Genomic DNA, 378 nt, shown 5'->3' with positions numbered 1-378 from the left:
TCCATGGTGTGACGGGCGGTGTGTACAAGGCCCGGGAACGTATTCACCGCGGCGTGCTGATCCGCGATTACTAGCGATTCCAGCTTCGTGCAGGCGAGTTGCAGCCTGCAGTCCGAACTGAGAACAGCTTTAAGAGATCCGCTTGCCTTCGCAGGTTCGCTTCTCGTTGTACTGCCCATTGTAGCACGTGTGTAGCCCAGGTCATAAGGGGCATGATGACTTGACGTCATCCCCACCTTCCTCCGGTTTGTCACCGGCAGTCTCTCTAGAGTGCCCAACTTAATGATGGCAACTAAAGACAAGGGTTGCGCTCGTTGCGGGACTTAACCCAACATCTCACGACACGAGCTGACGACAGCCATGCACCACCTGTCTCTG

Annotated in this window: 1 rRNA gene; it reads right to left on the bottom strand. The window is 55.8% G+C overall.

Annotation, left to right across the window (positions count from 1 at the left end):
- Nucleotides 1-378, bottom strand: a 16S ribosomal RNA gene (locus tag lacNas_RS08830); the annotation flags it as partial.

Origin of the sequence: Lactobacillus nasalidis, from assembly GCF_016587775.1 — a bacterium.
In the GTDB taxonomy this organism is placed as follows: domain Bacteria; phylum Bacillota; class Bacilli; order Lactobacillales; family Lactobacillaceae; genus Lactobacillus; species Lactobacillus nasalidis.
Note: the sequence above shows the minus strand (reverse complement) of the source record. Positions and strands in the feature narration are given on the sequence as shown.